Origin of the sequence: Kitasatospora albolonga (genome assembly GCF_039535905.1) — a bacterium.
Taxonomy (GTDB): Bacteria; Actinomycetota; Actinomycetes; order Streptomycetales; family Streptomycetaceae; genus Kitasatospora; species Kitasatospora albolonga.
This window is the reverse complement of sequence record NZ_BAAAYB010000010.1, coordinates 78283-102766: the sequence shown is the minus strand read 5'-3', so window position 1 is coordinate 102766 and position 24484 is coordinate 78283. Positions and strand designations below refer to the sequence as shown.

At 71.0% G+C, this 24484-nt stretch carries 24 protein-coding genes, 1 pseudogene and 1 riboswitch; of the genes and pseudogenes, 13 read left to right on the top strand and 12 right to left on the bottom strand.

Going from position 1 to position 24484, the window contains the following annotated elements; genetic code table 11:
- The first annotated feature begins 7 nt into the window (after positions 1 to 7).
- Positions 8 to 241, top strand: a complete 234-nt coding sequence (gene pspAA / locus ABD946_RS03305; RefSeq protein WP_345279872.1) for a PspA-associated protein PspAA — start codon at positions 8 to 10, stop codon at positions 239 to 241.
- Positions 242 to 306: 65 nt separating this feature from the next.
- Here the strand turns inward: pspAA and nadA are convergent.
- Positions 307 to 1489: pseudogene (gene nadA, locus ABD946_RS03300) on the bottom strand (quinolinate synthase NadA).
- A gap of 175 nt (positions 1490 to 1664) precedes the next feature.
- On the opposite strand from nadA, the gene ABD946_RS03295 reads away from it, so the two are divergent.
- Complete coding sequence (locus ABD946_RS03295; protein WP_345279864.1) at positions 1665 to 2591, top strand: NADP-dependent oxidoreductase; 927 nt, start codon at positions 1665 to 1667, stop codon at positions 2589 to 2591.
- Positions 2592 to 2628: 37 nt separating this feature from the next.
- On the opposite strand, the gene ABD946_RS03290 is transcribed toward ABD946_RS03295, so the two are convergent.
- A complete protein-coding gene (locus ABD946_RS03290; RefSeq protein ID WP_345279862.1) occupies positions 2629 to 2970 on the bottom strand; it encodes a DUF5713 family protein in 342 nt (113 codons plus the stop codon).
- A gap of 195 nt (positions 2971 to 3165) precedes the next feature.
- Between ABD946_RS03290 and ABD946_RS03285 the strand changes: the two genes are divergently transcribed.
- The 3 genes from ABD946_RS03285 (at position 3166) to ABD946_RS03275 (ending at position 6607) form a co-directional block, all read left to right on the top strand.
- Positions 3166 to 4515 (top strand): hypothetical protein, encoded by a 1350-nt coding sequence (locus ABD946_RS03285; protein WP_345279860.1) that lies wholly within the window; start codon positions 3166 to 3168, stop codon positions 4513 to 4515.
- A gap of 87 nt (positions 4516 to 4602) precedes the next feature.
- Positions 4603 to 5067, top strand: a complete 465-nt coding sequence (locus tag ABD946_RS03280) for an Lrp/AsnC family transcriptional regulator (protein ID WP_345279858.1) — start codon at positions 4603 to 4605, stop codon at positions 5065 to 5067.
- 178 nt (positions 5068 to 5245) lie between these two features.
- Complete coding sequence (locus ABD946_RS03275; protein ID WP_345279856.1) at positions 5246 to 6607, top strand: pyridoxal phosphate-dependent decarboxylase family protein; 1362 nt, start codon at positions 5246 to 5248, stop codon at positions 6605 to 6607.
- 18 nt (positions 6608 to 6625) lie between these two features.
- Here the strand turns inward: ABD946_RS03275 and ABD946_RS03270 are convergent, their stop codons facing one another.
- Both ABD946_RS03270 and ABD946_RS03265 read right to left on the bottom strand, forming a co-directional pair.
- Entirely contained in the window at positions 6626 to 7258 is a 633-nt protein-coding gene (locus ABD946_RS03270) for a (2Fe-2S)-binding protein (protein WP_345279854.1), read from the bottom strand.
- Between the two features lie 32 nt (positions 7259 to 7290).
- Positions 7291 to 8166, bottom strand: coding sequence for a GNAT family N-acetyltransferase (locus tag ABD946_RS03265; RefSeq protein ID WP_345279852.1), 876 nt, complete (start codon positions 8164 to 8166; stop codon positions 7291 to 7293).
- A 208-nt stretch (positions 8167 to 8374) separates the two neighbouring features.
- Between ABD946_RS03265 and erpA the strand changes: the two genes are divergently transcribed.
- Positions 8375 to 8728, top strand: a complete 354-nt coding sequence (gene erpA / locus ABD946_RS03260; RefSeq protein ID WP_345279850.1) for an iron-sulfur cluster insertion protein ErpA — start codon at positions 8375 to 8377, stop codon at positions 8726 to 8728.
- A 63-nt stretch (positions 8729 to 8791) separates the two neighbouring features.
- Here erpA and ABD946_RS03255 read toward each other — a convergent pair whose 3' ends face one another.
- Together ABD946_RS03255 and ABD946_RS03250 are read right to left on the bottom strand one after the other, a co-directional pair.
- The gene (locus tag ABD946_RS03255) at positions 8792 to 9115 is read right to left on the bottom strand and encodes a hypothetical protein (RefSeq protein WP_345279849.1); all 324 of its coding nucleotides are present in this window, start codon (positions 9113 to 9115) and stop codon (positions 8792 to 8794) included.
- Positions 9116 to 9457: 342 nt separating this feature from the next.
- The gene (locus ABD946_RS03250; protein WP_345279847.1) at positions 9458 to 9679 is read right to left on the bottom strand and encodes a hypothetical protein; all 222 of its coding nucleotides are present in this window, start codon (positions 9677 to 9679) and stop codon (positions 9458 to 9460) included.
- Positions 9680 to 9932: 253 nt separating this feature from the next.
- Here ABD946_RS03250 and ABD946_RS03245 point away from each other — a divergent pair, with 253 nt between their 5' ends.
- Positions 9933 to 10910 carry a carbohydrate kinase family protein gene (locus tag ABD946_RS03245; protein WP_345279845.1) on the top strand — a complete coding sequence of 326 codons (978 nt, stop codon included), beginning with the start codon at positions 9933 to 9935 and terminating at the stop codon, positions 10908 to 10910.
- 43 nt (positions 10911 to 10953) lie between these two features.
- Here the strand turns inward: ABD946_RS03245 and ABD946_RS03240 are convergent, their stop codons facing one another.
- Positions 10954 to 12339 (bottom strand): cysteine desulfurase/sulfurtransferase TusA family protein, encoded by a 1386-nt coding sequence (locus tag ABD946_RS03240; protein WP_345279843.1) that lies wholly within the window; start codon positions 12337 to 12339, stop codon positions 10954 to 10956.
- 444 nt (positions 12340 to 12783) lie between these two features.
- Between ABD946_RS03240 and ctaC the strand changes: the two genes are divergently transcribed.
- From ctaC to ABD946_RS03220, 4 genes are all read left to right on the top strand, one after another.
- Positions 12784 to 13638: an aa3-type cytochrome oxidase subunit II gene (ctaC, locus tag ABD946_RS03235; protein WP_345279841.1), complete on the top strand. Its 855-nt coding sequence runs from the start codon at positions 12784 to 12786 to the stop codon at positions 13636 to 13638.
- A complete protein-coding gene (gene ctaD / locus ABD946_RS03230) occupies positions 13635 to 15416 on the top strand; it encodes an aa3-type cytochrome oxidase subunit I (RefSeq protein WP_380150205.1) in 1782 nt (593 codons plus the stop codon). Before ctaC ends, ctaD begins: the two co-directional genes overlap by 4 nt.
- Positions 15416 to 15814 carry a cytochrome c oxidase subunit 4 gene (locus tag ABD946_RS03225; RefSeq protein WP_345279839.1) on the top strand — a complete coding sequence of 133 codons (399 nt, stop codon included), beginning with the start codon at positions 15416 to 15418 and terminating at the stop codon, positions 15812 to 15814. Before ctaD ends, ABD946_RS03225 begins: the two co-directional genes overlap by 1 nt.
- Positions 15815 to 16014: 200 nt before the next feature.
- Entirely contained in the window at positions 16015 to 17256 is a 1242-nt protein-coding gene (locus ABD946_RS03220; protein WP_345279838.1) for a L,D-transpeptidase, read from the top strand.
- Positions 17257 to 17418: 162 nt separating this feature from the next.
- Here ABD946_RS03220 and ABD946_RS03215 read toward each other — a convergent pair whose 3' ends face one another.
- The 5 genes from ABD946_RS03215 to ctaE all read right to left on the bottom strand — a co-directional run bounded on the left by ABD946_RS03215 (position 17419) and on the right by ctaE (position 22172).
- Positions 17419 to 17781: a GntR family transcriptional regulator gene (locus ABD946_RS03215; RefSeq protein ID WP_345279837.1), complete on the bottom strand. Its 363-nt coding sequence runs from the start codon at positions 17779 to 17781 to the stop codon at positions 17419 to 17421.
- Positions 17782 to 17884: 103 nt separating this feature from the next.
- Positions 17885 to 19537 (bottom strand): cytochrome bc1 complex cytochrome b subunit, encoded by a 1653-nt coding sequence (gene qcrB, locus ABD946_RS03210; RefSeq protein ID WP_345279836.1) that lies wholly within the window; start codon positions 19535 to 19537, stop codon positions 17885 to 17887.
- The gene (qcrA, locus tag ABD946_RS03205) at positions 19534 to 20601 is read right to left on the bottom strand and encodes a cytochrome bc1 complex Rieske iron-sulfur subunit (protein WP_345279835.1); all 1068 of its coding nucleotides are present in this window, start codon (positions 20599 to 20601) and stop codon (positions 19534 to 19536) included. Before qcrA ends, qcrB begins: the two co-directional genes overlap by 4 nt.
- Positions 20598 to 21407, bottom strand: a complete 810-nt coding sequence (gene qcrC / locus ABD946_RS03200) for a cytochrome bc1 complex diheme cytochrome c subunit (protein ID WP_345279834.1) — start codon at positions 21405 to 21407, stop codon at positions 20598 to 20600. The genes qcrA and qcrC overlap by 4 nt, the downstream gene beginning before the upstream one ends.
- A gap of 144 nt (positions 21408 to 21551) precedes the next feature.
- Complete coding sequence (gene ctaE / locus ABD946_RS03195; protein WP_345279833.1) at positions 21552 to 22172, bottom strand: aa3-type cytochrome oxidase subunit III; 621 nt, start codon at positions 22170 to 22172, stop codon at positions 21552 to 21554.
- Between the two features lie 438 nt (positions 22173 to 22610).
- Between ctaE and ABD946_RS03190 the strand changes: the two genes are divergently transcribed.
- Positions 22611 to 23030, top strand: coding sequence for a response regulator (locus tag ABD946_RS03190; RefSeq protein ID WP_345279832.1), 420 nt, complete (start codon positions 22611 to 22613; stop codon positions 23028 to 23030).
- Positions 23031 to 23213: 183 nt separating this feature from the next.
- Entirely contained in the window at positions 23214 to 24245 is a 1032-nt protein-coding gene (gene trpD / locus ABD946_RS03185) for an anthranilate phosphoribosyltransferase (RefSeq protein WP_345279831.1), read from the top strand.
- A 112-nt stretch (positions 24246 to 24357) separates the two neighbouring features.
- Positions 24358 to 24475: riboswitch (SAM riboswitch) on the top strand.
- The last annotated feature ends 9 nt before the right edge of the window (positions 24476 to 24484 follow it).

Below are 24484 nucleotides of genomic sequence, written 5' to 3'. Positions count from 1 at the left end.
GAACCGGCTGAACGAGCTCGACGAGGAGCTCCTCGCCGCGCTGGAGTCGGGCGACGAGCAGCACTTCCGGGCCGCGCTCGGCAGCCTGCTCAGCGCCGTCAAGGAGTTCGGCACGCCGCTGCCGGACGACTCGCTGGAGCCCTCCGACCTGATCCTGCCGGACCCGGAGGCTTCCCTGGACGAGGTGCGCGAGCTGCTCCGCGCCGAGGGCGACGGCCTGATCCCCGGCATCCCGGAGTAGTACCCGGCACGTGAAAGGGCGGGCCCCCTCGGGGGCCCGCCCTTCGTGCGTGCTGCGGCGAATCGTTACGGCAGGGCGAGCATCCGGTCCAGCGCGGCCTTGGCGTACTTCTCGGTCTCCGGGTCCACGGTGATCACGTTCGGCACCCGGCCGTCGACCAGCGACTCCAGCGCCCAGACCAGGTGCGGGAGGTCGATCCGGTTCATGGTGGAGCAGAAGCAGACCGCCCGGTCGAGGAAGACGACCTCCTTGTCCGGGTGCGCCTTGGCGAGGCGGCGGACTAGGTTGAGCTCGGTGCCGATGGCCCACTTGGAGCCGGGCTCGGCCGCGTCCAGCGCCTTGATGATGTACTCGGTCGAGCCGACCATGTCGGCCGCCGCGACCACCTCGTGCTTGCACTCGGGGTGCACCAGGACGTTGACGCCGGGGATGCGCTCGCGCACGTCGTTGACCGAGTCCAGCGAGAAGCGGCCGTGCACCGAGCAGTGGCCGCGCCAGAGGATCATCTTGGCGTTCCGCAGCTGCTCGACGGTCAGGCCGCCGTTCGGCTTGTGCGGGTTGTAGAGCACGCAGTCGTCCAGCGAGAAGCCCAGGTCGCGGACGGCGGTGTTGCGGCCCAGGTGCTGGTCCGGCAGGAAGAGCACCTTCTCGCCCTGCTCGTACGCCCAGTTCAGGGCGCGCTCGGCGTTGGAGGAGGTGCAGATGGTGCCGCCGTGCTTGCCGGTGAAGGCCTTGATGTCGGCGGAGGAGTTCATGTACGAGACCGGGACGGTCACGTCGGCGATGCCCGCCTCGGTGAGCACGTCCCAGCACTCGGCGACCTGCTCGGCGGTGGCCATGTCGGCCATCGAGCAGCCGGCCGCCAGGTCGGGGAGGATCACCTGCTGGGCGCTGCTGGTGAGGATGTCGGCGGACTCGGCCATGAAGTGCACGCCGCAGAAGACGATGTACTCCGCCTCCGGCTTGTTGGCGGCGTCCCGGGCGAGCTTGAACGAGTCGCCGGTGACGTCGGCGAACTCGATGACCTCGTCGCGCTGGTAGTGGTGGCCGAGGATGAACACCCGGTCGCCGAGCGCGGCCTTGGCGGCGCGGGCCCGGGCCACCAGGTCCGGGTCGGAGGCGGGCGGGAGGTCGCCGGGGCACTCGACGCCGCGCTCGCTGTTCGGGTCGGCCTCGCGGCCCGAGCAGCAGCAGTGCGAGCGGCGTCGGAGTGGGGTCGACGCCGTAGGTCTCGGTGGTGGTGGTCACGGGCGGGTGCCCTCCTGTGCGGCGGAACTCTGTGGTGCCTTGGCCGTTATCGTCTATCTGACGCTATCTATGATAACCCGTTAGCGTCACTCTGACGATGGCCGAAGTGTCGATGTGACGAGAACCGCGTGCCGTTGCGTCGTGTAGACCGTCGCGTCGGGTTGGCTGGACAGCCATGAAGGCAATCGCGATCAGGCGTTACGGCGGCCCGGAGGTCGTCGAGTACACCGAGCTCCCCGACCCCAAGATCGGCCCGGACTCGGTGCTGGTCCGGGTGAAGGCCGCCGGGGTCAACCCGGTGGACTGGAAGATCCGGGAAGGCTACCTGGACGGCGTCACCGACGCGCACTTCCCGCTGGTCATGGGCTGGGACGCGGCCGGGGTGGTCCAGGCGGTCGGCGGCGGGGTCACCGAGTTCGCCCCCGGGGACGAGGTCTTCGGCTACGTCCGCAAGGACGCGGTGCAGCACGGCACGTACGCCGAGCTGGTCTCCGCCCCGGTGCGGACGCTGGCCCGCAAGCCGGCCTCGCTGAGCTGGGCCGAGGCGGGCGGCCTGCCGCTGGCCGGGCTGACGGCCCACCAGTGCCTGGTCCGGGCCCTCGGGGTGACGGCGGGCCAGACCGTGCTGGTGCACGCCGCCGCCGGGGGCGTCGGGGTCTTCGCGGTGCAGATCGCCAAGGCGCTCGGCCTGCGGGTGATCGGCACCGCCAGCGAGCGCAACCACGACTTCCTGCGCTCCCTCGGCGCGGAGCCCGTCACGTACGGGGAGGGGCTGGCCGACCGGGTCCGCGCCCTCGCCCCCGACGGGGTGGACGCCGCGGTCGACCTGATCGGCGGCGACGCGGTGGCGGTCTCGGCCGGCCTCGTCCCGGACGGCTCCCGGATCGCCTCCGTCACCGACTACGGCGTCAAGGCCCTCGGTGGCCACTACGTCTGGGTCCGCCCCGACGCCGAGGGCCTCGCCGACCTCGCCCGTCTCGCCGACGAGGGGAGGCTCCGCGTCCCGATCGCCTCCACCTTCCCCCTCGCCCAGGCCGCCAGCGCCCAGGCCCTGAACGCCGAGGGCCGCACCCGCGGCAAGATCGTCCTCCTGGTCGACTGACCGCCGCCGGACGGAGAGCGGACGGACGGAGTGCGGCTCACCAGTTCCGGGTGGCGATCAGCTCCTCCCCGTCCGCCTCCGTGAACCCGTACGCCGACGCGACGAACCAGAACTCGTCGCCGATCCACTCGCGCGCGACCGTCTCGATCTCGCTCCCGGCCGCCTCGAGCTCCACCTCCAGCAGGTTGAACTCCTCGGTCGAGGCGTGGGTCAGCGCGTACAGGCCCGCCAGGTCCGCCGGCCGCTCGGCCTCGATCCGCTCGCACAGCCTCAGCAGGATCGCCTTGCCCCGGTCGACGAGGTGATCGGGGAAGTACGGATCCTCGAACATCTGCGACAGGAAGGCGTGCCCCGCCACCCGCTGGTTCGCAATCGCCACGTGCCCACCCGATCTCCTCGACGAACCGATCCGCCGATCATGCCCGTCGCCACTGACGGGCCGGCCCCGGGCACCCGTCCGGCGGAATCGCCCGAGCTGACCCGTCGTCACATCTCCCTTGTGATAATCCCCGTCATCAATGAGGATCTTGGTCGGATCGAGGAAGATCCACTGGAACCTCACGGGGGAGTACGCATGTCCGCGAACGAACGAGGCACGCTCGGCCGCCGCTCACTGCTGGCCGGCCTGACCGGGGCGGGTGCCGTCGGGGCGCTGGCGCTCGGCGCCGGGACCGCCGAGGCCGCTGCCGGTACCTACGTGGTCGACGTGCTGGCCAAGAACGCCGACCCGACCGGGCAGACGCCCAGCGACCAGGCGTTCAAGGACGCGGCCACCGAGCTGCTGGCGTCCTTCCAGCCCGACCCGGTCTCCGGCGCCATCCCGAAGAAGGTGCTGCTGATCCCGCCGGGCAACTACCTGATCACCCAGCCGGACGCGCTGCTGCCCGGCATCGCGGGCCCGGGCAACGGCGGGATCGTGGACGGCATCGCGATCGTCGGCCACGGCAAGCGGCTGAGCCGGATCACCTACGCGCCGACCGTCCGGAACACCACCTTCTGGACCAACCGGGACCGGTACAAGAACATCCGGATCAGCGGCCTCACCTTCGACAGCCGCGACGCCACCTCCACCTTCAACTACGCCTACTCCTCGGACGCCGGCGGCGTGCAGGACACCTGGTACACCGACGTCGAGTGGCGTGGCGACTGGAAGGCCGGGATCGTCCTGGACGGCGCGCCGGACCGGGCGGCGGGCGACAAGACCAGCCCGCAGTCCGACCTCAACAGCGAGATGGGCTGGGACCACTGCCAGGTGGCCGGCAGCTACGCCGACGCCTTCCTGGTGATGGGCGCCACCCCCGTCGCGAGCCAGCAGGACCAGTTCCTCAACATGTGGTTCCGGGACTGCAAGGTCGAGTTCAAGTCCGGCGTCTTCGTCCGCAACGAGCGCGGCGGCTCGATGAACTTCACCGGTGGCTCGTACATCCTCACCGACACCGAGGCCTACGGGACCTTCTTCAAGCTCGGCGGCACCACCGGCCGGGCCGACTCGGTCAACCGCCTGTACGTCCAGGGCATCCGCTTCGAGCTCCGCAGCGACAAGCACAAGGTGATCGACTCGGCCTGGTACAAGGGCAACATCACCTTCGTCTCCTGCGACGACACCGCGCTCTCCTTCCAGGGCTGGGCCACCACGGCCGTGGCGACGCACGTCTACCGCTTCGACGCGGTCACCCCGAACCGCGCCCCGATGATCCGGTACCAGGACTGCGCCCTGATGGGCTCCCACCAGGTCACCACCACGAGCGCCACCACCACCGGCAAGCTGCTCTACGACGGCTGCCGCTTCTCCGACGCGAACGCCGCCACCGGCGGCACCGGAGCCACCGGAGGCCTGCTGCGCTGGACCGGCACGGCGCCCTGGTACGAGTTCCGGGACTGCTCGGCCGGCGCCGTCCGGATCCCCGACGTCAAGGGCCAGTAACCCGCCACGGGGGCGCGCCCGGCACCGGGCGCGTCCCTCGGTGCAGAATGGTTCGGCGTTTCGTTTCTTCCCAGGAGCCCCGTACCGATGAGCACCAACAGACCGTCAGATCCCGGCGGGGCCTCCCTGGACGACACCGACCGGCTGCTGCTCACCCACCTGAGCCGGGACGGCCGCGCCTCCTACGCCGAGATCGGCCTGCTGGCGAACCTCTCCGCCACCGCCGTCCGCCGCCGGATCGACCGGCTCCGGGCCCGCGGCGTGGTCCGCGGCTTCACCGTGGTGGTCGACCCGGACGTGCTCGGCTGGCAGACCGAGGCCTTCGTCGAGGTCTACTGCCGGGAGCGCACCGCCCCCGAGGAGATCCTGGCCAGCCTGCGGCAGTTCCCCGAGGTGGTCGCCGCCTGGACGGTGACCGGCGACCCGGACGCCCTGGTCCACCTGCGGGCCTCCGACACCCGGCACCTGGAGGCCGTGATCGAGCGCATCCGCAAGGAGCCCGGCGTCCAGCGCTCCCGCAGCTCGGTGGTCCTCTCCCGGCTCATCGGCTAGCACGTCCCCCGGATGACGCAGGAATCCTGCGTCGCCCCCCGCGAACACGCTCGATTCCGGCCCGGACCGCCGCGTTCCGACGCGCGCCGGGCGCACACCGCTGCCTACGCTGATCATGTCCGGCAACCCCACGCGCCCCGGGCCTCCCCCGACCCTCACCGCAGCGAGAGGCACCACCATGTCCGCAGCCCCCGACCGCATGCACCGGCCCGACAACGAGCTGGTGGACCTGGTGTTCGACTACATGCGCGAGCGGCTGCAGTACGACCCGGTGCCGCTCGACCACCCCGGCGACGGCGAGCACCTCAAGGCCCAGCTGGCCGGCCTGCTCAACCCGAGCGGCAACAACCCGGCCGACGTGCTGAAGCTCTACGACCACGAGCTGTCCCGCGCGGTGATCTCCGCCGACAGCCCGCGCTACCTCTCCTTCATCCCGTGCGCCCCCACCAAGGCCGCGCTGCTCTTCGACATGGTGGTCTCCTGCGCCTCGCTCCAGGGCATCTCCTGGCTGGAGGCGGCCGGCGCCATCGCCGCCGAGAACCAGGTGCTGCGCCTGATAGCGGACCGGGCCGGGATGCCCGAGACGGCTGGCGGCACCTTCGTCTCCGGCGGCTCGGCGGGCAACCTCTCCGCCCTGGTGGTCGCCCGCGACACCGCCCGCCGCCGCCTCGGCGAGGGCGTCAAGCTGCGCGTCGCGGTCGCCGACCAGGTGCACTCCTCGGTGAAGAACACCTTCAACATCATCGGCGTCGAGGCCTTCAAGGTCCCCACCGTAGACCGCCGCTTCACCGGCGAGGCGCTGCGCGCCGCGCTGGCCGCCGACCCGAACCCCGAGACCGTGATCGCGGTGGTCGGCACCGCGGGCACCACCAACGAGGGCATCGTCGACGACCTCCAGGGCCTGTCCGAGGTCACCCGCGAGCGCGGCATGTGGTTCCACGTGGACGGCGCGTACGGCGGCGCCGGCCTGTTCGCCCCCTCCGTCCGGGAGCGCTACAAGGGCATCGAGCACGCGGACTCCTTCGTGGTGGACCCGCACAAGTGGCTGTTCGCCCCGTTCGACTGCGCCGCGCTGATCTACCGCAACCCGCAGCTGGCCCGCGCCGTGCACACCCAGGACGCCTCCTACCTGGACGTGCTGCACACCGAGGGCGACGAGTGGAACCCCACCGACTACGCCTACCACCTGACCCGCCGGGCCCGCGGCCTGCCGCTCTGGTTCTCCCTCGCGGTGCACGGCACCCAGGCCTACACCGACGCGATCGAGGCCAGCCTCACCCTGGCCCGGGAGACCGCCGCCCTGATCGAGCGCACCGAGCACCTGGAGCTCCTGATGGACCCCCAGCTCTCCTCGGTCTGCTTCCGCCGCACCGGCTGGACCCACGAGGACTACTACCGCTGGTCCCAGCAGCTGCTGGCCGACCAGATCGGCTTCGTCACCCCGACCGGCTGGGACGGCGAGACCGTCGCCCGCTTCGCCTTCCTGCACCCGGGCACCACCATGGAGATGGTCGAGGAGATCCTCGCCACCATGGCCTGAGCCCGACCCGCCGTCAGCTCACCGCCCCGGCGGCCGGTCGAAGACGCAGTCCCCGCACAGGCCGCCCGCCGGCGCCCGGTAGTACAGGCAGCAGCTCGTGCGTCTCCCGTCGGCCCGCAGCGCACCGCGCAGCGGGCCGACGGCCTGCAGTTCGGCCGCCAGCTCACGACCGGCCCCCAGCACCTTCACCGCCCCGGCCAGCGCCGAAGCCGCGTTCCCCCAGAGCAGCCCCTCGGCCACCGGGACCACCCGGCGCACCGCCTCGCCGAACGGGCGCAGCTGACCCTCCACCACCTCCAGGTACAGCTCCGCAGCCAGCCCCGCCGGGCCCGGCTCCCGCACCCCCGGCACCCAGAGCTCCAGCATCCCGCCGGGCACCAGCCGCCAGTACGCCCCCGCCAGGTCCGGCACCACCCCGCCGACGGCCGCCGTGCCCAGCGCCACCGACCAGAGCCGGGCCGCCGCCCCCAGCTGCGCCGCCGAGGCCGCCACCCGGAGCTCGGAGGTCCGCATCCGCCGCGCCACGTCGGCGATCCGCTCGCGCAGGAAGGCCGCCGAGCGCAGCTCGGCCACCGGCCGGAACCCCTCCGGCGGCCTCGGCCCGGTGGCGACGGCGAAGAACCCGCCGACGGCGCCGACCTTCCGCAGCACCTCCTGACCCCCCGTCAGGCCCCCGTCCCCGGTCACAGGAACGCCGGGTTCGGCACGTAGGTGGCCGGCGGCCGCATCCCGCGCACCGCCAGGTAGCCCTCGGTGGAGAGCGACAGGCCCAGCTCCATCCCGACGTCCACCGCCCACTCCTGCTCCGCCGTCAGCCCCTCGACCAGCACCTCGGTGCCGTCCGGGGTGCGGGCCAGCGCCTCCCGCAGCAGGCGGGTGCCGATCCGCTTGGAGGTGGCGGCCAGCAGCTTCACGGTCCCGCCGTCGCGGTAGCAGTAGCCGCTCCCGGCCAGGGTGTCGGCGATCAGCAGCTCGTCGTAGTGGGCCAGCATGAACCCGTGGTCCACCCCGTGGGCCGCGCCGCGGGCCCGGCGGTCCACCGAGTCCAGCAGGTGCAGGTGGGTGCGGTTGCCCGGGTGCACCGGGATGTCGCCCGGGTCGAGCAGCCCGGCCCGGTCCACCCTCCCGGTCAGCCGCATCGCCGGGTGCAGGGTGAACCCGGCCCGCCGGTAGCGCCGGGCGGCGGCGGCGGGGGAGGCCGAGGCGTAGAGCATCCCGCGCAGGCAGCCCCGCCCGTACGTGCCCGCCCGCTCCAGCAGCAGCCGGCCGATGCCCCGGCCCTGGGCCTTGGGCAGCACGGCGAAGAGCGAGAGCAGCCAGAGGCCCTCGCGGCGCAGCGACAGCGCCACCCCGAGGGTCTCGCCGTCCTCCTCGGCGACCCAGCAGCCGGGCTGGTCGTGGCGGATCGCGTGCACCGTCCGGGCGAGCTCGCGGGTGCGCCGGTCCGGATCGGGCGGTGAGCCGTCCTCCCGGCCGGCCAGGTCGCGGAAGGCGGCCCGGCTCACCGCCTCGACGGCCGCCGCGTCGGCGGAGGTGTCCTGGAGCTGACGAATGATCACCCGCTCATCCTGCCGCGACGGCGTGCCCCGGGCGGGGGGTTTGTCAGGATCGGCCGGTGACCAGGCCCCGGCGGTGTGCGAGCATGGGGCGTGGAGGGTGGACACGTACCACCTCCAGCACTCGAGAACCACCGCCCGGGGAAATGAATCCGGGAGGCCGCTGGTTGGCACTGGCGGCAGTTCGTCGTCACATACCGGGAGTAACCAGATGAGCGTCCAGGACGAGACCACCGTCGAGAGTGGTCTGCTCCTCACCGATTCCGCCGCGGAGAAGGTCAAGGGTCTGCTGGACCAGGAGGGCCGCGACGACCTGGCGCTCCGCGTCGCCGTGCAGCCCGGTGGCTGCTCCGGCCTGCGCTACCAGCTCTTCTTCGACGAGCGTTCGCTCGACGGCGACGTCGTGAAGGACTTCAACGGCGTCAAGGTCGTCACCGACCGCATGAGCGCCCCCTACCTGGGCGGCGCCACCGTCGACTTCGTCGACACCATCGAGAAGCAGGGCTTCACGATCGACAACCCGAACGCCACCGGCTCCTGCGCCTGCGGCGACTCGTTCAGCTAGTCGTACCGCGAAGGCCCCCACCCGGAGCTCCGGGTGGGGGGCCTTCGCCGTGTCCGGGACGGCTCAGTGCTTGGGGCCGCCGACCTCGTCCGGGCCCTGGTTGCGCGGCAGCTCCTGGCCGGTGTTCTGGTCGAAGACCGTCCGGCCCTCCAGCTGCGTCTTGAGGTCGGCCGAGACCTCCTGCAGCTTGGCGATCGCGGCGCAGGCCTGCCCGGCCGGCTGCGGCTCCCGGACCACGACCTTGGCCTGCACGGTGCCGGGCTTGGACTCGTCCAGCTTCAGCCCGTACTTCTCGCAGACCCCGCCGTAGAAGGTGACGGTCAGCCGGAGCCCGTCCACCCGGTACGAGACCCCGGGCGCCTTGCCGTTCGGGTCGGGCTCGCCCACCGCGATGCCGGGGGTGGTCGCGGTGGGGGTGGGGGGTGGGCGAGACCTTCACCGGCGGGGGAGTGGAGGGCCGGGGCTCGGGGTTGGACGGGCTCGCGGAGGCGGAGGCCGAGGCGGTGGCCGACGGGGTGCCCGCCGGGACGTCGCCGGGCGCGGTCGAACCGGAGGTGGTGGCCGAGCCGCAGGCCGTCGCGGTGCCCAGCGCGAGCAGCAGGCCGGCGACGGCGACGGTCCGGCGGAGCCGGGTCTTCTGGTCCATGGTGCGTCTTCCTCCCGAGGGTGCAGCGTCGTGCTGTGCGGCTTTGACGTGCCCGGGAGGAAACCGGTTCCACCGGCCTCGGGTCAGCTGCCGTACTCGGACATCCCCGCCACCAGCCGGCGGGTGCCCGGCGGGACCGAGACGGCGCCGCGGGTGGGGCGGGCGGGCTCGGGCTGAAGGGTGCTGGTGGGCCAGAAGTGGCCCATCCGGCGGGAGGAACTGACCAGTGCGTCAAGGGACTCGAGGTCCGCGTCACCCCGGAGGGCGGACGGCACGCGCAGGGTGGTCGGCCGGTTCGGCATCATCGGTACGGGCTCCGATCGGCGGGCCGCGAGGGTGGGTCGCGGGCCTGGGAAGGGCCGGGCGGTCGGGCCCCGGCAGATTCGACCCTAGATCGGCGGACCGGGCCGGGCCAGGCTTACCGCGCGGTAGTACCCGTGGGTGTCGCGCCCGGGTGGAACCGGAGGCGTGGTGGGCGCCCGGGCGACGGCCCGGTAACGTGTGGGGGTCAATTCCATCGCTTGACCCGGCCGTCGCCGGCCACCTGAGGAGTCCTCCGTGCGCATCGCCGTCGCCGGCTCGATCGCCACCGACCACCTGACCACCTTCCCCGGCCGCTTCGCCGACCAGCTGGTCGCCGAGCAGCTGCACACGGTGTCGCTCTCGTTCCTGGTGGACACCCTGGACATCCGCCGGGGCGGGGTCGCGCCGAACATCGCCTTCGGCATGGGTGTGCTGGGCCTGCGCCCGGTGCTGGTCGGGGCGGCCGGAGCGGACTTCGAGGAGTACCGCAGCTGGCTGGAGCGCAACAACGTGGACACCGACTCGGTGCACATCTCCGAGACCCGGCACACCGCGCGCTTCATGTGCACCACCGACCAGGACCACAACCAGATCGCGTCCTTCTACACCGGCGCGATGGCCGAGGCCCGCAGCATCGAGCTCAAGCCGATCGCCGACCGGGTCGGCGGCCTGGACCTGGTGCTGATCGGGGCCGACGACCCGGCCGCGATGGTCCGCCACAGCCAGGAGTGCCGCACCCGGGGCTACGCCTTCGCGGCCGACCCCTCGCAGCAGCTGGCCCGTCTGGACGGCGACGACATCCGCACCATCGTGGACGGCGCCACGTACCTGTTCACCAACGAGTACGAGGCCGCGCTGATCGAGACCAAGACCGGCTGGGACGCGGAGGAGATCCTGCGCCGGGTCGGCACCCGGATCACCACTCTCGGCTCCAAGGGCGTGCGGATCCAGCGGGCCGGCGAGCCGGACGTCACGGTGGGCTGCCCGGTCGAGGAGCGCAAGGCCGACCCGACCGGCGTGGGCGACGGCTTCCGGGCCGGCTTCCTGGCCGGTCTGTCCTGGGGCTTCGGCCTGGAGCGCTCGGCCCAGCTCGGCTGCATGCTGGCCACCCTGGTGATCGAGACCGTCGGGACCCAGGAGTACGAGCTCAAGCACGGCGTCTTCCTGGACCGCTTCGCCCTCGCCTACGGCGAGGAGGCCGCGGCCGAGGTCCGCGCGAAGCTCGCGCGCTGACGCACCGTCACCCGGAGGGGGTCCCGGCAGGCCGGGGCCCCCTTCAGGCCGTCCGCTCCACCAGGTACGCGGTGCCCCGCTCGACCCCGTAGTGCTCGGCCGGGGCGGTGCCCCGGTAGGCCTGGCCGCGCATCTCGCACCAGGCGGGGACGTCGAGGCGGGCCGCCTCGTCGTCGGCCAGCACCACGACGCTGCCGCCGACCGGCACCTCGCCGATCCGCTTGGCCAGCTCGATCACCGGCAGCGGGCAGCGCTTGCCCAGCATGTCGAGGACCAGCTCCTCCGAGGTGGCCGCGGCCGGGGCCGGCAGGTCGAGGCCGAGCGGGGCGCGGACCCCGGCGACCAGCCCGGGAAGCAGCTCCAGGAAACGGTCCACCCCCGCCTCGGGGGTGCCGTACGGGAGCGAGACCCGGACGTTCCCCTCCGTCAGGACGCCCATCGCGGCCAGGACGTGGCTGGGCGTCAGGGTGGAGGAGGTGCAGGAGGAGCCGGAGGAGACCGCGAAGCCGGCCCGGTCCAGCTCGCCCAGCAGCACCTCGCCGTCCACGTAGAGGCAGGAGAAGGTGACGATGTGGGGCAGCCGGTGCACCGGGTCGCCGACCACCTCCACCTCGGGGACCAGGCTCGGGACCTGACGGCGGATCCGCTCGACCAGGGCGTGCAGCCGGGCGTTCTCGGCCTCGGCCTCCGCCCGGACGGCGCGCAGCGAGGCGGCGGCCGCGACGATCGCCGGGACGTTGACGTAGCCGGGCACCCGGCCGCGCTCGCGCTCGTCGGCGGGCAGCGGGGAGACGTAGCGGACGCCCTTGCGGACGGCGAGCACGCCGGCCCCGGCGGGGCCGCCCCACTTGTGGGCGCTGGCGGCCAGCAGCGACCAGCCGCCGGGCAGGGCCACCCGGCCGGCCGACTGGGCGGCGTCCACCAGCAGCGGGACCTCGCCGAGCAGTTCGGCCGTCTCCTCCACCGGCTGGACGGTGCCGGTCTCGTGGTTGGCGGACTGCAGCACGGCGAGCGCGGTGTCCGGGCGGGCCAGGGCGGCGAAGGCCCCGGGGGAGACCCGGCCGTACCGGTCCACCGGGGCGGCGGTGACCTCGCCGCCCTCGGCCTCGAAGCGTTCGGCAGAGTGCAGCACGCTGGAGTGTTCGACCGCCGAGTGCAGCAGGTGACGGCCCGTCCGGCGGCGGCCGGTCAGCGCGCCCAGCACGCCCAGCTGGACGGCCTGGGTGCCGCTGGCGGTGAAGGACACCTCGTCGGCCCGGCACCCCAGCACCTCGGCGACCGTCTCCCGCGCGGCGTCCAGCAGCATCCGGGCCTGCCGCCCGGAGCGGTACAGCCGGGCCGGGTCGGCCCACCCCTCCTCCAGTGCGGCGGTCAGCGCCTGCCGGGCGACGGGGTGCAGCGGGGCCGTGGACGCCACGTCGAAGTACATGGCGCCATCTAACCCGAAGCGGACCCCGAGGGGTCGTCCCGGGGACGGCCGGGAGGGGTCCGGACGGCCGGGTCACCTCACCCGTACGGTGGACGGACAGTTGACCGAGTGTCAGACGTGCGTACGGAGCTCGATCCTCCAGATGGGCTCCGCAGCCTGGTTCCTGACGGTTTGCCCGGTACGCCTGAGCGTGGCGCCGAGGGCCCGGAGTCCGGGTGTGAGAGCCTTGATCGGCCGCTCTGACCTGGTACTCCACTCTTCTGAGGGCTGATCGGGTAGCCGGACGGCGCGTTAGCGGGGGCTGCTCGTGAGTGCCGCATAAGGATGCAGTAGCGTTTGGCCCGCATAAGCATTCAAACCGTGCCCGTGGCCGGGTCGCCGGGGAGGCGCACAGCGACTCCCGGGGGCGACGCGATCCCGGGCGAGACTTCGGGAAGGCGCTACGTGAGTCCCAACGGCTCCGACCGCTCGCCGCGGCGCACGATGCGGCGGAAGCTGCCTCAGGCGCTGGCACTGGGCCTCGTCATCGCGACCGCCACCGGCTGCTCGGCCAACGACCTCCCCAGGCTTGGCCTTCCGACCCCCGTCACCGCAGAGGGCCCGCTGGTCCTCCGCATGTGGCAGGGCTCCTGGATCGCGGCTCTGGTGGTCGGCGCACTGATGTGGGGTCTGATCATCTGGAGCGTGATCTTCCACCGCCGCAGCCGCAGCAAGGTGGAGATCCCCCCGCAGACCCGGTACAACCTGCCCATCGAGGCGTTGTACACCGCGGTCCCCCTCGTCATCGTCTCGGTCCTGTTCTACTTCGTCGCCCGCGACGAGGCCCGGTTGACCCAGACCTCCGCCAAGCCGGACCACATGATCAACGTGGTCGGCTTCCAGTGGAGCTGGGCGTTCAACTACGAGAACACCGAGAACCCGGACCCGGCCAACACCCAGGCCGCGTACGAGGTCGGCACCACGGGCGAGCCTCCGACGCTCTACCTGCCGATCAACGAGACCGTGCAGTTCCGCCTCACCTCGCGGGACGTCATCCACGACTTCTGGCCCGTCGACTTCCTGATGAAGCAGGACGTGGTCCCGGGCGTGGTGAACAAGTTCGAGGTCACGCCGACCTCGTACGGCACCTTCCGCGGCAAGTGCGCCGAGCTCTGTGGCAACGACCACTCCCGGATGCTGTTCAACGTCAAGGTCGTCGACCGGGCGGAGTACGACAAGCACCTGGCCGAGCTGCGCGCTAAGGGCCAGAAGGGCGCGGTGCCCTCGGGCATCTTCAGCAGCCAGGGAAGTGAGAAGTGACTATCCTCAACGAGCCCGCAGCCGCGGGCGGGGCCGCCGGGGCTTCGGTCACGGCCGGTGCCCAGCGGACCCGCAAGCCCGGGTCCACCATCATCAAGTGGATGACCACCACCGACCACAAGACGATCGGCACGCTGTACCTGGCGACGTCGTTCGCGTTCTTCCTGATCGGTGGTGTGCTGGCGCTCGTCATGCGCGCCGAGCTCGCTCGTCCGGGGACCCAGATCCTCTCGAACGAGCAGTTCAACCAGGCGTTCACCATGCACGGCACGATCATGCTGCTGATGTTCGCCACCCCGCTCTTCGCGGGCTTCGCGAACTGGATCATGCCGCTCCAGATCGGCGCCCCCGACGTCGCCTTCCCGCGACTGAACATGTTCGCCTACTGGCTCTACCTGTTCGGCTCGATCATCGCGGTGGCCGGCTTCCTCACCCCGCAGGGTGCCGCGGACTTCGGCTGGTTCGCCTACTCGCCGCTCTCCGACGCGGTGCGCTCGCCCGGCATCGGCGCCGACATGTGGATCATGGGCCTGGCCTTCTCCGGCTTCGGCACCATCCTCGGCTCGGTCAACTTCATCACCACCATCATCTGCATGCGCGCGCCCGGCATGACGATGTTCCGGATGTCGATCTTCGTCTGGAACGTCCTGCTGACCGCCGTGCTGGTGCTGCTGGCCTTCCCGGTCCTCGCGGCCGCGCTGTTCGCCCTGGAGGCGGACCGGAAGTTCGGGGCCCACGTCTTCGACCCGGCCAACGGTGGCGCCATCCTCTGGCAGCACCTGTTCTGGTTCTTCGGCCACCCCGAGGTGTACATCATCGCGCTGCCGTTCTTCGGCATCGTCTCGGAGATCATCCCGGTCTTCAGCCGCAAGCCGATGTTCGGTTACCAGGGCCTGATCGCCGCCACCATCGCGATCGCCGGCCTCTCGGTCACCGTGTGGGCGCACCACATGTACGTGACCGGACAGGTACTCCTGCCGTTCTTCTCGTTCATGACCTTCCTGATCGCGGTCCCGACCGGTGTGAAGTTCTTCAACTGGGTCGGCACCATGTGGAAGGGCTCGCTGAGCTTCGAGACCCCGATGCTCTGGACGGTCGGCTTCCTGGTCACCTTCCTCTTCGGTGGTCTGACGGGTGTTCTGCTCGCCTCCCCGCCGATCGACTTCCACGTCTCGGACTCCTACTTCGTGGTGGCGCACTTCCACTACGTGGTGTTCGGCACCGTGGTGTTCGCGATGTTCGCCGGCTTCCACTTCTGGTGGCCGAAGATGACCGGCAAGATGCTCGACGAGCGTCTGGGCAAGATCACCTTCTGGACGCTGTTCATCGGCTTCCACGGCACCTTCCTGGTCCAGCACTGGCTCGGCGCGGAGGGCATGCCCCGCCGCTACGCCGACTACCTGGCCGCGGACGGCTTCACCACCCTGAACACCATCTCGACCATCGCGTCGTTCCTGCTCGGTCTGTCGATCCTGCCGTTCCTCTACAACGTCTGGAAGACCGCGAAGTACGGCGAGAAGATCGAGGTCGACGACCCGTGGGGCTACGGCCGTTCGCTCGAGTGGGCGACCTCCTGCCCGCCGCCGCGGCACAACTTCCTCACCCTTCCCCGGGTGCGGTCCGAGTCCCCGGCGTTCGACCTGCACCACCCCGACATCGCCGCGCTCGACTACCTCGAGTACCACGGTGAGCCGGGCAAGCACTTCGAGGGCGTCACGCCCGCGAAGTACGACGCTCCGCAGCTGGGCAAGGGCCTGAAGAAGGACGGGGACGCCTGATGAAGGAACAGGGCAAGATCTTCATCGGCTTCGCCGTCTTCATCCTGATCATGGCCGTGGTCTACGGCATCTGGTCGAAGGAGCCGGCCGGCACCACCGCGCTGTTCCTCGCCTTCGGCCTGTGCGCCATGGTCGGCTACTACCTGGCGTTCACCGCCAAGCGGGTGGACACCGGCGCGGGCGACAACCCCGAGGCCGAGGTCGCGGACGACTCCGGCGAGCTGGGCTTCTTCGCCCCGCACAGCTGGCAGCCGCTCTCGCTGGCCATCGGCGGCGCCCTGGCCTTCATGGGCGTGGTCTTCGGCTGGTGGCTGCTGTACTGGGCCATCCCGATCATCCTGGTCGGCCTGTACGGCTGGGTCTTCGAGTTCTACCGGGGCGAGAACCAGAACCAGTAAGGTTCCGGCACCCGCACCGACCGGACGGCCGGACATCCCTGACGGGGTGTCCGGCCGTCCGGCGTTCCCGCACCCCGCAGCGGCTCACCGGGTGGTGCGTTCACCCGCCCGGGCGCACGCCGGTGGTGTTGGAGGTGCCCTCTGCGGTCGGCTGTTCCTACGATCTGATACGTCGTCGGATCACCCACCAGGAGGCAGCCGTGAAGACCAGGCACGGACTCGCGGCGGCAGCGGCCCTGGCCCTCCTGGCGGGATGCTCCTCGACGGGGCCCGCCGAGACGGCCGTGGGGCCCGCCGAGCCGGTGGACGTCACCTCGATGGTCCGGCTCTCCGCCACCGGCGAGACCGACCCCGGACAGGCCGTCACCGTCTCCGCGGAACAGGGCGGGCTGCTCACCGACGTGACGGTGATCGGCGCCGACGGGCGGCTGCTGCCCGGTGAGCTGACGGCCGATCAGCGCAGCTGGCGCTCGACCGGCCCGCTGATGGCGGGCAGCAAGTACCGGGTCCTGGTGCTGGCCGACGACGGCAAGGGCGGCCGCGGCGGCACCACCCGGCAGTTCACCACCGCCGCCGCCACCCACCTGCTCACCGCCGAGCTCGGCCCCGACTCCTCCGGCAGCGGGATCTACGGCGTCGGCCAGCCGCTCACCGTGAAGCTCTCCGAGGCGGTCGAGGACCCGGCGGCCCGCCAGGAGGTCGAGCGGGGCCTCACGGTGGTCTCCGAGCCCGCCGTCACCGGCGCCTGGTACTGGGTCGACTCCAGGAACCTGCACTTCCGCCCCAAGGAGTACTGGCCCGCCAACGCCACCGTCAGCCTCGCCTTCGACCGGCAGGGCCGGCACATCGCCGGCGACCTGTACGGCGGCGAGACGGCCACCAGGACGCTGCGCACGGGCGACCGGGTGGAGGTCACGGTCGACGCCGGCTCGCACTACCTGACCTACAAGCGCAACGGCGTCGAGGAGCGGTCCATCCCGGTCACCACCGGCAAGCCCGGCTTCTCCACCCGGAACGGCGTCAAGGTGGTGCTCGGGCAGGAGGCCCAGGTCCGGATGAACGGCGAGTCGATCGGCATCCGCGAGGGCAGCAGCGAGGCCTACGACCTCCAGGTGAAGTGGGCCACCCGGGTCACCTGGAGCGGCGAGTACGTGCACGCCGCCCCGTGGTCGGTCGGCTCCCAGGGCCGCGAGAACGTCAGCCACGGCTGCACCGGCATGAGCACCGACAACGCCAAGTGGTTCTTCGACCAGACCCGCATCGGCGACGTCGTCCAGGTCGTCAACAGCCGCGGCGACCAGATGGAGCCCTTCGGCAACGGCTTCGGCGACTGGAACGTCCCCTGGGACCAGTACGTCCAGCACTCCGCCCTCGGCAAGCCCGTCTCCACGGCGGCCCCGGCCACCACGCAGATCGCCGGCGCAGCGCCGAAGATCGGTTGATCCGGGTAGTGGTGATGCGACTGGGGGCGCGGGGAACTGCGCGAGTACGGAAGCGGCTCACCTGCAACTGAGGGCACGTCAGCCAGTTGCAGGTGCTGCCATTCCCCCGCGCGCAGTTCCTCGCGCCCCCGGCCGCGTAGCCACGTACGCGCCCGGAAGGCGTCAGTACGCCACGTCGAGGGCGTTGCTGACCGCCGCGAGGGCCTCGGCCTTGGTGAGGCCCAGGCGGGCGACCCGCTGCGCGTAGTCGGTGGCCGCGGCGGCGGCGAGCTTGTGGGCGGTGTCGCCGGTGGCGGCGATGAGGGTGCCGCGTCGTCCGTGGGTCTCGACCACCCCGTCGGCCTCCAGCTCGCGGTAGGCCCGGGCCACCGTGTTGGCGGCGAGGCCGAGCTCCTCGGCCAGGGCCCGGACGGTGGGGAGCCTCAGGCCGGCGGCCAGGGCCCCGCTGCGGGCCTGTTCGGCGATCTGGAGCCGTACCTGCTCGTACGGGGGAGTGGCCGACTGGTGGTCGACGGACAGCTGCACGTGGTCTCCTGACGGTTCGTTGGCCCCATTCTGCCGGAAAGGCCGATGGCCCCCGCCGCGGGAGCGGCGGGGGCCATCGGCTGTGGCGTTGCTACGGGTGAGATCAGTGGTGGCCGTGGCCGCTGGTGATCTCGTGGTGCTCCTCGGCGGTGGGCTTGGGGATCTGGCTGCCCTCGCCGTAGAAGCCCCGGGAGAGCTTCGAGCGGGTCTTGGCGAGGACGCCGACCTTGCGCTTGACGCCGTTCTCGTCCACCTCGGCCGGCAGCTCGATCGGCTGCGGCTGCTCGTGGGCGGTGTACTTGTGCAGGTCCGCCTGCGGCAGCTGCGCGTGCACCTCGACGAACTCGCCGTGCGGCAGGCGCTTGATGATGCCGGTCTCGCGACCGTGCAGCACCTTCTCCTTGTCGCGGCGCTGGAGGCCGAGGCACCAGCGCTTGGTGACGATGAACGTGATCACCGGGATGACGAAGAAGCCCACCCGGACGAAGTACGTGATGTCGTTGATCGAGAGGTGGAAGTGCGTGGCGAACAGGTCGTTGCCACCACCGATCAGCAGCACCAGGTAGAGGCTGATCCAGGCCGCGCCGAAGGCGGTGCGGACGGGAGCGTTGCGCGGGCGGTCCAGGATGTGGTGCTCGCGCTTGTCGCCGGTGACCCAGCTCTCGATGAACGGGTAGACCGCGATGGCGACCAGGACCAGCGGGAAGATCATCAGCGGGATGAACACGCCGAGGTTCAGCGTGTGGCCCCACAGGCCGATCTCCCAACCCGGCATGACGCGGATCAGGCCCTCGGAGAAGCCCATGTACCAGTCGGGCTGGGCGTCGGTCGACACCTGGTCCGGACGGTACGGGCCGTACGCCCAGATCGGGTTGATCGTGGCGATCGCCGAGACCGCGGCGATGATGCCGAAGACCAGGAAGAAGAAGCCACCGGCCTTGGCCATGTAGACCGGCATCAGCGGCATGCCGACGACGTTCTGCTCGGTCTTGCCCGGGCCCGCCCACTGGGTGTGCTTGTGGTAGAAGACCAGGATCAGGTGCGCGACCAGCAGGCCGAGCATGATGCCCGGCAGCAGCAGGACGTGGATGGTGAAGAACCGTGGCACGATGTCGGTGCCGGGGAACTCGCCGCCGAACAGGAACATCTGGAGGTAGGTGCCGACCAGCGGCACCGCCAGGACGGCGCCCTCCATGAACCGGATGCCGGTGCCCGAGAGCAGGTCGTCGGGGAGCGAGTAGCCCATGAACCCGTCGAACATGCCCAGGAACAGCAGCAGGAAGCCGAAGACCCAGTTGACCTCGCGCGGCTTGCGGAACGCGCCGGTGAAGAAGACGCGCATCATGTGCACGATCATCGCGGCGACGAACACCAGCGCGGCCCAGTGGTGGATCTGACGGATCAGCAGACCACCGCGGACCTCGAAGGAGATGTCCAGGGTCGAGGCGTAGGCCTCCGACATCCTGATCCCCTGGAGCGGGGCGTAGGAGCCGTGGTACACGGTCTCGCCCATGCTCGGGGTGAAGAACAGGGTGAGGTAGACACCCGTCAGGATGATGATGATGAAGGTGTAGAGGCAGATCTCGCCCAGCATGAAGGACCAGTGGTCCGGGAAGATCTTCCGCAGGTTGGCCTTGGCCAGGCTGTAGATGCCCAGCCGGCCGTCGGCCCAGTCCGCGGCCGCCTCGTACTTGTTGGCGGGCTTGGCGCGGGTGCTGGCCGGCTTGGCGGCACCCGAGGTGCTGCTCGTGCTCATCGGCTGCGCTCCCAGTAGCTCGGACCGACGGGCTCGTCGAAGTCGCCGGTGGCGACCAGGTAGCCCGCTTCGTCAACGGTGATCTTCAGCTGCGGCAGGGGGTGGCCGGCCGGGCCGAAGATGACGCGCGCGCCGTCCGCCAGGTCGAAGGTCGACTGGTGGCAGGGGCAGAGCGCGTGGTGGGTCTGCTGCTCGTAGAGGCTGATCGGGCAGCCGACGTGGGTGCAGATCTTCGAGTAGGCGAGGATGCCCTCGAAGCCCTTCTCCTTGGACTTCTCGTCCTTGAGGTCGCCGGGCGCGATCCGGACGAGCATCAGCGCGTCCTTGGCGATCTGGACCTGGAAGTCGTGCGCGTCCTCCTCGAGGCCTTCCGGCTTCGCGAAGGTGAGCGAGCCGACGATGACGTCCTCGGGCTTCATCGGCTCGTTGGTGTTCATGTTGATCAGCTGGAGCGGCTTGGCCTGGGTGGCCTCCTTCCAGCCGGTGTGCTCCAGCTTGTCCTCGGGCAGCGGCCCGAGGTCGCGGAGCAGCACCACGCCGGAGAGCGGCACCAGGGCCATCGACCCGATCAGGGTGTTGCGCAGCAGCTTGCGACGGCCGAAGCCGGACTCGGCGGCACCCGTCTTGAACTGCTCGATGACGTCGGCGCGGACCTCGTCGTCGGCCTCGATCGGGTGGCGCTCGGCCGGGATCTCGTGGTCCGACATCAGGGTGCGGGCCCAGTGGACCGCGCCCGCGCCGATGCAGAAGAGCGCCACGCCGAGGGTCAGGCCGAGCGCGAAGTTCAGCGCGCTGACGTGACCGATCGGGAAGATGTAGACGATCTTGTCGATCGGGAAGATCACGAAGGACGCGATGAACCCGATGGTCGACAGCATCGACAGGATGAACAGCATCGCGACCTGGCGCTCGGCCCGCTTGGCGGCCCGCTCGTCGATGTCGGTGCGACGCGGCTCGTGGGCCGGCAGGCCCGGGTCGGCGAACGGGTCGCCGTGCGTGGCGACCGCGGTGCCGTGGGAGTCGTGCGACTCCGGCAGGTTGTCCTTGGACATGTCGTGGCTCATGACTTCTTGGCCTTGGTGGTGTGGGCGGCGACCCAGATCGCGACCGCGATGAGCGAGCCGAGGCCGAAGATCCAGCCGAACAGGCCCTCGGTCACCGGACCGAGGCTGCCCAGGGTCAGGCCGCCGGGGTTGGGCTCGTCGTTGGTGGTGTGGCGGACGAAGGCCACGATCTGCTTCTTCTGCTCCTCGGGCATGGTGCTGTCCGGGAAGGAAGGCATGTTCTGCGGGCCGGTCTGCATGGCCTCGTAGATGTGCTTGGCCTCCACGCCCTCGAGCGACGGGGCGTACTTGCCCCGGGTCAGGGCACCACCCTGACCGGCGAAGTTGTGGCACTGGGCGCAGTTGGTCCGGAACAGCTCGCCGCCCTTGGCGACGTCGTCCGGGTTGGTGGAGGTGTACTGCTCCTTGAGCGGAACCACCGGGCCGGGGCCGAGCGAGGCCACGAAGGCGGCCATCTGGTCGATCTCGGGCTGCGAGTAGATGACCTTCTTCTTCGGCACCTGCGCGCCGGGCTGCTGGGCCGGCATGCGGCCGGTGCCCACCTGGAAGTCGACCGCGGCGGTGCCGACGCCGACCAGGCTCGGACCGTCCGAGGTGCCCTCGCCGTTGAGGCCGTGGCAGGAGGAGCAGCCGACGGCGAAGAGCTTCTTGCCCTCATCGATCGCGAGCGACTGCGCCGAGCTGTCGGCCTGCGCCTTCTCTGCGGGCGCGAACGCGGCGTACAGTCCCCCGGTGGCCGCCAGGGCGAAGATTAGGACGAGCAGCGCCGCCAGTGGGTGGCGCCGTCGTGCTGAGAGCTTTTTCACGGATTTAACCCCGGGGTCAGGATCTGGTCGGCTGGATGGGCGTGCCCCGCGCGGCCCGTTCTGCTCGGGTGCTGCGGGGCCGCGCGCGGTCGGTCGGTGCGGTCAGTCGGCTCCGGCCGGCGGCCAGCGACCTGATCTAGCTGGTTACTTGATCAGGTAGATGGTCGCGAACAGGCCGATCCACACGACGTCGACGAAGTGCCAGTAGTACGACACCACGATCGCGGCGGTGGCCTGCTCGTGCGTGAACCGCTTGGCTGCGTACGTCCGTGCCAGGACCAGCAGGAACGCGATCAGACCACCCGTCACGTGCAGGCCGTGGAAGCCGGTGGTCAGGTAGAACACCGTGCCGTACGGGTCCGAGGACAGCGAGAGGCCGTCCTTCTTGACCAGCTCGGTGTACTCGAAGATCTGACCGCCGATGAAGATCGCGCCCATCACGAAGGTGATGACGAACCACGAGCGGAGCTTCTTCACGTCACCGCGCTCGGCGGCGAAGACGCCGAGCTGGCAGGTGAGGGAGGAGAGCACCAGGATCGTGGTGTTCACCGAGGAGAAGGGCACGTTCAGTGCGTGAGCCTTCTCGGTCCAGAACTCTGCGCCCTTGACCGAGCGGAGGGTGAAGTACATCGCGAACAGGGCCGCGAAGAACATCAGCTCCGAGCTCAGCCAGACGATGGTTCCGACGCTGACGAGGTTCGGCCTGTTGACCGCTCCGTGCGCGTGTCCGGTTTCTGTTGCTGTTGCTGTCGCCACGACGGACATTATGTCGGTCCCTTATTCCGTCTTCACGCCGGGGGGTCCACCTCGGAGTGTCCGGTGCGTGCGGTATGCCCCGATGGCAGCCGACGGGGCGTCGGAGACCCCCTCCACCGGCCCGGTGTCCGTTTTCTGATGGTTCATCGGAAGGTGCCGACACCCGTTCGCCCCGCGTGTTGCTCCGGGCCTCCTGACGGTCCGTCGGCTAGGGGCGCCCGCTCCCTCCGCCGTCCGGGTGGACTCGGCCCACCGGGTGACGGTCCGTCGCCCGAGCGGGTGAGTCCCGGGAGGGCTCGTCCCGGCGAGATCGCGCGAGGGGCTCACCACGGGCGGTGCGCCGGAGTAGCATCCGGAAGTGAACGTGGTCCGGATCACATCCGGGCCCGGTCGAGCCTCCGCGCGCGCACCACCCATATAAGAGGACGAGCACCGGGAGCAGGGCCCATGGCGCACACGACGGACGAGACGCTCACCGTGCTCGTCTACAGCGACGACCGCAACACCCGCGAGCAGGTCACCCTTGCCCTCGGCCGCCGCCCCGCCGCCGACCTCCCCGAGGTCGAGGTGCTGGAGTGCGCGACGGTGCCCGCCGTCCTGCGCGCCCTGGAGAAGGGCGGCATCGACCTCTGCGTCCTCGACGGCGAGGCCGTCCCGGCCGGCGGCCTCGGCGTCGCCCGCCAGATCAAGGACGAGATCTACGGCTGCCCGCCGGTCCTCGTCCTCATCGGCCGCCCGCAGGACTCCTGGCTCGCCGCCTGGTCCCGCGCCGACGCCGCCATCTCCCACCCGGTCGACCCGGTCCCCTTCGCCGAGTCCGCGGCCACGCTGCTGCGAGCTCGCGTGGCGAGGCGCACTCCTGCGTAGGTGGTGATGCGTCCGGGGGCGCGGGGAACTGCGCGCCCAGCCACCCACGGTGCCGCACTCCGGATCTGACGGTCCGTCCCGCACGGTTCGGCCGTCTCACAGGGAAGAACAAGACCGCATCGGCGGGCCGCACCTCGCTAGGCTGGCTCCAGTCCACGTCAAGACGGAGAACTGGAGCTAGCCATGGCCCGTACCTGGCCCGACCTGTTGAGCGCACTGCTCGCCGGTGAGAACCTCACCCAGGCCGACGCCGCCTGGGCGATGGACCGGATCATGAGCGGCGAGGCCACCCCCGTCCAGGTGGCGGGCTTCGTGGTGGCGCTCCGCGCCAAGGGCGAGACGGTGGACGAGATCGCCGGCCTGGTCGACTCGATGTACGCCCACGCCGTCCAACTCACCGTCCCCGGACCGGCGGTGGACATCGTCGGCACCGGCGGCGACCGCGCCAAGACGGTCAACATCTCCACCATGTCGGCCATCGTGGCTGCCGCCGCCGGGGCCAAGGTGGTGAAGCACGGCAACCGCGCCGCCTCCTCCGCCAGCGGCGCCACCGACGTGCTGGAGCAGCTCGGCGTCAGCCCGGACGTCCCGCCGCACCGGGTGGCCGAGATCGCCGAGGAGGTCGGCCTGACCTTCTGCCCGGCCCCGGTGTTCCACCCCGCGATGCGGCACGCGGCCCCGGCCCGCCGCGACCTCGGGGTGCCGACCGCCTTCAACATCCTCGGCCCGCTGACCAACCCGGCCCGGGTGACCGCCCACGCGATCGGCTGCTTCGACACCCGCCTCGCCGGGCTGATCGCCGGGGTGCTGGCCCGCCGCGGCGCCAGCGCGCTGGTCTTCCGGGGCGACGACGGCCTGGACGAGCTGACCATCTCCACCACCTCGCACGTCTGGACGGTGAAGGACGGTCAGGTCACCGAGACCACCTTCGACCCGCGCGAGGTCGGCATCGACCTGGTCGGCATCGAGGCGCTGCGCGGCGGCGACCCGGCCTTCAACGCCGCCGTGGTCCGCCGCCTGCTGGCGGGCGAGCGCGGCCCGGTCCGGGACGCGGTGCTGCTCAACTCGGCCGCCGCGCTGACCGCCCTGGACCTCACCGACGCCCCGCTCCCGGAGCAGCTGAAGGCCGGGATGGCGCGGGCCGCCGAGGCCATCGACTCGGGCGCCGCCGAGACCCTGCTGAAGAACTGGGCCGAGGCCACCACCCGTTCCTGAGCGTCGAGTTGAAGGCCCGGACCACGGTCCGGGCCTTCTTCGTACCCGGATGCGTCCAGATAGTGGAAGCCTGTTTGACCACTCCTCGGAAGCCGCTCTAGAGTTCACGACAGGTCATGAGCGACAGCGACAAGCCCCAGCTTGCTGTCCGGCAACCCTCCGTCCGTGGCGGGGTGCCCTGGGTGAGGACCGGGCACTGCGGCGATCCGTCCGCAGCGCAAGCGCGGACGTCGGCGGCA